General features: G+C 60.8%; 1 protein-coding gene. It reads left to right on the top strand.

All coding sequences use genetic code 11. The features are described 5' to 3' along the window. Positions 1-559, top strand: a 559-nt coding sequence (locus GSQ92_RS27190) for an ATP-binding cassette domain-containing protein (protein ID WP_216857001.1), incomplete at both ends; no start/stop codon positions are given.

The raw sequence follows: 559 nt of genomic DNA on the forward strand, positions 1-559 counted from the left end.
AGTCCACCTCCCCGACGAGGGCCAGGTAGAGGTCTTCGGACGAGTCGTGACGCTGACATCACCCCGCATCGCGGAAGCCGAAGGCATTGCAATGGTGCCGCAAGAGCTCGATCTGTTCCCCGATCTGTCGATTGTCGAGAATCTCTTCGTCGGACGGAAGAGGCCGCGAACCCGCTTCGGCACCTTTGACTGGGCGGCGATGCGGGGCGCCGCACTCTCCGCCTTCGCGCGGCTCGATATTGCAATCGACGTTGATGCGCCAATACGCTCGCTCTCGGGCGCGAATGCTCAAATGGTAGAGATTGCACGCGCGCTGATGCACGACGCGCGTATCGTCATCATGGACGAGCCCACGGCAGCGCTCACAGAGCGCGAGGCGCAGCGGCTGTTCGGCATCTTGGGCGAGCTCAAGCGGCGGGGTGTCGCAATTGTCTATATTTCGCACCGTCTGGACGAGGTCTTCCAGATTGCTGACTACATTACTGTGATGCGTGACGGCGAACGCATCCATACCGGCCCCACCAGTGGCCTTGAAATGACAACCCTGATCCAGATGATG

The sequence above is a fragment of the Acidisoma sp. S159 genome (assembly GCF_009766125.1).
Taxonomy (GTDB): domain Bacteria; phylum Pseudomonadota; class Alphaproteobacteria; order Acetobacterales; family Acetobacteraceae; genus Acidisoma.